The following is a 4968-nucleotide window of genomic DNA, read 5'->3' on the forward strand; positions in this document are numbered from 1 at the left end:
CCCCGCGACGGGGGCGTGAACGGCGGCGCCGTGCCGGGGCGGAAGCCGCCGGGGCGCGTGGTCTGGCGCTGGCTCCAGTAGGCGCGCACGCCGAAAGGCTTGCCGCGCACCTTGGCCACCACATACAGAATGCCTACCGCGATGGCGGTGGAAACCATGAATACCAGGGCCATGGCCATGCCGAACAAAGCCAGCACGGCAAACGCCACGGCACGTAGAAATCGGGAAATAGTGTCGATCATGATGGTCCGACGTAAAACAGGACAAAAGGTTCCTGTGTATCCGCTATCCTTGGAGATAGCGGCCGGCGCATAGCCGGCCTGCCTATGGAATCAGAGTAATGAGTATAACGACAGCGCAAGTGCGTGCGGCGTTGCGGGCCGTAACAGATCCTTTTTCCGGCAGGGAATTGGCTTTATTTGTAAAAGATAGTGACATCACGGCGGCGGGCGGCACGGTATCCATCACCCTGACCATGGGCTATCCCGCCGGTTTCGCGGCCGCGCGTATCGAAGACGTGGCCCGCCAGGCCCTGGCCGCCGCGGGCGCGCCCGACGCCAGCGTTACCGTGAACTGGTCGGTGGGCACCCACGCCGTGCAGCGCGGGCTGAAACCCCTGCCCACGGTACGCAACATCATCGCCGTGGCCTCGGGCAAGGGCGGGGTGGGCAAGAGTACCACCGCCGTGAACCTGGCCCTGGCGCTGGCCGCCGATGGCGCCAGCGTGGGCGTCCTGGATGCCGACATCTACGGGCCCAGCGTGCCCACCATGCTGGGCATTTCGGGCCGCCCCGCCAGCCATGACAACAAGACCATGGAACCCCTCGAGGGCCACGGCCTGCAGGCCAATTCCATCGGCTTCCTCATCGATGCGGATGCGCCCGCCATCTGGCGCGGCCCCATGGTCACGCAGGCGTTCGAGCAAATGCTGCGCCAGACCAACTGGCGCGACCTGGACTATCTCATCATCGACATGCCGCCCGGAACGGGCGATCTGGCGCTGACGCTGGCGCAAAAGGTGCCCGTGGTGGGCGCGGTCATCGTCACCACGCCGCAAGACCTGGCGCTGCTGGATGCGCGCAAGGGGCTGCGCATGTTCCAGAAGGTCGACGTACCCATCCTGGGTATCGTCGAGAACATGGCGGTGCATATCTGCACGCAGTGCGGCCACGCCGAGCACATCTTCGGCGAGGGCGGCGGCCGGCGCATGGCCGAGCAGTACCAGGCCCCCTGGCTGGGCAGCTTGCCGTTGGCCATGGACATCCGGGCGCAAACCGACTCCGGCCGGCCCACAGTGGTGGCAGACCCGGAAGGCCAGGCGGCGCGCCATTATCGCGATATCGCCCGCAAGCTCGCGCTGGGCGTGGCGCTGCTGCCGCGCGACATGGCCGGCAAGCTTCCGCCCGTCGTCGTCCAGCAGCCCACCTGACGGTATGCGGCTAGGGGTCGCCCTGTTGCTCATCGGCCTGCTGGCGCTTGCCAGCGGCGCGCGCGCGCAGGGGCGGCCCGAGGTCATCGTCGACCCCGGCGGTGTCACGCCGGCGGCCCTGCAGTCCATTACCGAAGCCGTAGGCGCCATCACGCGGCTGGCCGAAGACCAGGACGGCGGGGAAATCAGCCGGCTGCGCCGCCGGGCCCGCGATGCCACGCTGGCCGCGCTGGCGACGCAGGGCTATTTCGCGCCCACCGTCACGCTGGAAACCGGTACTGACGTGGGCGGAGAAACCTGGGATATTTCCATCCAGCCCGGCCAACGCGCCACCATTGCCTCGGTAGACCTGACGTTCACCGGGCGCATCACGCTGCCCGAATACGAAGCCCGGGTGGCCGAACTGCGCAAGAACTGGCCGCTGTCGAAGGGCCAGCCGTTCGTCAACAGCGAATGGAACCGGGCCAAGTCCACGCTGCTGGACGCCGTATCGTCGCGCGACTTCATGATGGCCCGCATGACGGCGTCCGACGCGGCGGTCTACACGGATACGGCCGAAGTACATTTGTCGGTCACCATCGACAGCGGGCCGCTGGTGCGCATGGGAGCGCTCAACACCCAGGGCCTGCGGCGCGTGCCCGAATCGCTGATCAACCGCTACGTGCGGTACAGCGAAGGCGAACCCTACCGCCAGGACAGGCTCGACGGCTGGCAGCAGGACTTGCAGTCCACGTCTTTTTTCCGCGGGGCGTTTGTCACGCTGGATACGCGTAGCGATGCACCCCAGCCCAAGCCCTCGGCGCAATCCGAACGCGCCCGCGCGCCCGGCTCGTCGGGGCTGGCAAGCGAAACCCCCGAAGGCGATCCCCTGGTGGCGGGCGGTCCTACCCAGGCCGCGGCGGCGCCGCGCGATTCGTATGGCGAAGTCACTTTGCCTGTCGACGTGCGGGTGGTCGAGGCACCCGCGCGCCGCGTGTCCACGTCGCTGGGGGTAGATGACGAGGCGGGGGTGCGCGGCGAAGTGGTGTACCGGCAGAACGTGGTGTACGGCCTGCCCGTGGTCATGGAAACCGGGGTGGGTGTCGACCGCCTGCGCCAGCGCGCCTTCCTGGATTTCCACCTGCCGCCGGACGAAAAAGGCCAGCGCGATTCCATCGGCCTGCTGGCGGACCATTCCGATATCCAGGGCCTGGACGTGCGGCGCTTCGCCCTGGGCGCCACGCGCCTGCGCGAACGCAAGGGCGCGGGCGACAGCCGGGTTGAATACGAAAACCGCTGGGGCGTGCTGCTGGCGCACGACCACGTCAAGATCGACGGCGGCGACGAATACGACCTGCCCACCGCCACCCTGGCGGCCGAATGGCTGCGCCGCGACGTGGACAACAAATATGATCCGCGCGAAGGCAACCTGATCGCCGTCGGCGGCGGCGCCGGTATCGTGCTGGACAGCGGCCAGCCCTATTTCCGCGCCCGCTTGCGCGGGCAGCACTGGTGGCCATTCGGCGAGCGCGACATGCTGACGGTGCGCGGCGAGGTCGGGCGCGTATGGTCCGATTCGCGCACGCGCGTGCCCGACGACTTCGGGTTCCGCACGGGCGGGGCGCGCAGCATCCGCGGCTACCGCTACCAAAGTATCGGCCTGCAGCAAGACGACGCGGTCGTGGGCGCGCCCACGCTGGCGGTGGCCAGCATCGAATACAACCATTACTTCAACGAACTGTGGGGCATGGGCGTGTTCGTCGACGCCGGCGATGCCGCGGAATCGTTCGGTGAAATGCGCATGAACCTGGGCTACGGGGTTGGCGCGCGCGTGCGCACCCCGGCCGGGCCCTTGCTGCTGGACCTGGCCTATGGGCAGCGCGAGCGCGACCTGCGCTTGCACTTCTCATTGGGGATCGCGTTTTGAACCGCCTGCGTGCCGTGCTGCGCCACCTGCTGGTCTGGTGGTTGCCCCTGCCCATCATGCTGGTGGTGCTGCTTTGCGGCTTTGCCCTGTGGCTGACCGGCACGCAGCAGGGCACCCGCATGCTGCTGGGGGCAGTGGCCGAACAGTTCGACGGCAGCGCCGAGAACGTGCGGGGTACTTTGCTGGGCAGTCTGCAGGTCGGGCGGCTGCACCTGATCCTGCCGGGCACCGAAGTCGATATCGCCGACCTGCGCCTGGACGTGCACTGGCGCGCGCTGGGGCAGCGCCAGCTGCATGTGCGCGAGTTGTCGGCCGGCGATGTCCAGGTGGCGCTTACCTCCGCGCCCGAATCCGAATCCACCGGCGAACCCCTGGTATTGCCCGAATTGCCCGTGAGCCTGGCGCTGGACCGCCTGGCGCTGGGAGCGCTGCACCTGAGCATCGACGGCACGCCCCTGCCGCTGGGCATCGGCGAGCTGGCGGGCGCCCTGAGCGCGGACGCCCACGGCGCCCGCCTGCGCCTGGCCAGCCTGCGCCTCGACCATGCCCAGGCCATCGCCCGGTTGCAGGGGCAGGCCCAACTGATGGAACTGGCCGCGCCCTGGCCGCTGTGGGCCCAGTTGAATATCGACGCGCGCGGCGTGGGGCCGGATTCGCCGCTATGCGCCAGCCGCATGTTGCAAGCCAAGTCCGCCGAGGCGGCGGGCAAGGCCGCCCGGCCCGCCAAAACGAAGGCCAAGGCCTCGGATAAGAACAAGCAAGCCGGGCAGGCCGCCGGCCCGGACGCCGCTGCCGCGCCGCAGGACCAGGCCTGCACTGCCGCCGTGCGGGTGTATGCCGAAGGGTCAATGCAGCAAATGGACGTGCGGCTGGACGGCGCCACCGCCGACGGCGCGCTGACGCTGCTGGCGCAGGCGGGCCTGGAACTGGACCAGCCCTTTCCACTGCGCACCGCCAACCTCGACCTGCGCCTGGCCGACAAGTCCGGCATGGTGGCCACGCTGGATCGCCAGCCGCAGGTACTGCAGCCCGGCGTCGACCGGGTGGTGGCCACGCTGGACGCCGAACGCCTGGATCTGGGCCGCCTGCTGGGCGATGCCATCCCGCCCGCGCTTCTTAGCGCGCGCATGGCCGTGGACGCGCAGGTGGCCGGAACGGCCGAGCTGCGGCAAGCCTACGTGCAGGCCACCATTGCCGAAGGCAGCCGCTGGAACCGGCAGGCACTGTCCGGAACCCTGAAAGGGCGGGTCGATGCCTTGCCCGCGGCGGCCGGCCAGGCGCCCGCCGCATCGGTTGCCGCCGGCCCGGCGGATCCGCTGGCGGGCTTCGAATTGCAGGATCTGCAGCTCGATGTGCGGCTGGGGCGCAACCGCGTGCGCGCCCAGGGCGAACTCAGCCAGGGCAATGCAGACCTGACGCTGGATGCCGACACGCCGCGGCTGGACGCTTTCTGGCCGGGCCTGCCAGGCGGCGCCGCCGTGAAGGGCACCCTGCGGGGCCGGCTGGAGCAGCACCAGGGCCGTATCACCGCACGCTATACGCCCGCCGATTCGCGTGCCGACACACTGGGCAAGGCTCCCATGCGCGCCGAACTCGAATTCGCCGGCGGTTGGGGCCCGGGCCCGGGCCCGGC

At 69.3% G+C, this 4968-nt stretch carries 3 protein-coding genes and 1 pseudogene; 3 read left to right on the forward strand and 1 reads right to left on the reverse strand.

Annotated elements, in window-relative coordinates; translation table 11 throughout:
- A partial coding sequence (locus tag LPZ50_RS21595) for a hypothetical protein (RefSeq protein WP_230664820.1) occupies positions 1-242 on the reverse strand: 242 nt, incomplete at its 3' end.
- A 98-nt stretch (positions 243-340) separates the two neighbouring features.
- Between LPZ50_RS21595 and apbC the strand changes: the two genes are divergently transcribed.
- From apbC to LPZ50_RS21610, 3 genes and pseudogenes are all read left to right on the forward strand, one after another.
- Positions 341-1429 carry an iron-sulfur cluster carrier protein ApbC gene (gene apbC / locus LPZ50_RS21600; protein WP_230664822.1) on the forward strand — a complete coding sequence of 363 codons (1089 nt, stop codon included), beginning with the start codon at positions 341-343 and terminating at the stop codon, positions 1427-1429.
- A 4-nt stretch (positions 1430-1433) separates the two neighbouring features.
- The gene (locus LPZ50_RS21605; RefSeq protein WP_230664824.1) at positions 1434-3335 is read left to right on the forward strand and encodes an autotransporter assembly complex protein TamA; all 1902 of its coding nucleotides are present in this window, start codon (positions 1434-1436) and stop codon (positions 3333-3335) included.
- Positions 3332-4968: pseudogene (locus LPZ50_RS21610) on the forward strand (hypothetical protein); the annotation flags it as partial. The gene LPZ50_RS21605 and the pseudogene LPZ50_RS21610, both read left to right, overlap by 4 nt.

The sequence above is a fragment of the Bordetella petrii genome (genome assembly GCF_020991325.1).
Taxonomy (GTDB): domain Bacteria; phylum Pseudomonadota; class Gammaproteobacteria; order Burkholderiales; family Burkholderiaceae_B; genus Bordetella_A; species Bordetella_A petrii_E.

Bases quoted from the DNA above. Each gene is read 5' to 3' on its own strand.
- apbC (WP_230664822.1), top strand. From the start codon at position 341: ATGAGTATAACGACAGCGCAAGTGCGTGCGGCGTTGCGGGCCGTAACA.
- LPZ50_RS21605 (WP_230664824.1), top strand. From the start codon at position 1,434: ATGCGGCTAGGGGTCGCCCTGTTGCTCATCGGCCTGCTGGCGCTTGCC.